The sequence below is a fragment of the Haloferax profundi genome, from assembly GCF_001469865.1.
Lineage (GTDB): Archaea > Halobacteriota > Halobacteria > Halobacteriales > Haloferacaceae > Haloferax > Haloferax profundi.
The window spans coordinates 1-305 of record NZ_LOPV01000289.1 but is presented as its reverse complement, the minus strand read 5'-3'; the positions used below and the strand labels follow the sequence as shown (position 1 = coordinate 305).

General features: G+C 53.1%; 1 protein-coding gene. It reads right to left on the bottom strand.

What is annotated here, in order from left to right; genetic code table 11:
* Nucleotides 1-305 (bottom strand): hypothetical protein (locus AUR66_RS22050; protein ID WP_197409770.1); only part of this gene is annotated, 305 nt, incomplete at both ends.

The following is a 305-nucleotide window of genomic DNA, read 5'->3' as shown; positions in this document are numbered from 1 at the left end:
GTGAAAGAGGATGACGTCGCCTGTGTTGAGGTTGTCCCACCCCTCTCTATCAGGCGTCTCGAACGAGAGTGCAGCATACTCAAAGGTCGTAAGCCAGTAATCTGGTGGGGCAGTGAACTTGTAGATCGAGACGTCGTTGTCGCGGAGATGTCCGACGAGTGGGTGGTCGGGGTTATCGAAGGTGACGTCCTCTATTGTATCCTCACCCTCGTCTTCACCTTCGATGATCGTTTCCCCAGACACCTCAATCTCGTATTCCTCGTTCAGCGTGACCTTGATCTTGACTTGATTCGCGTTCGACTGCT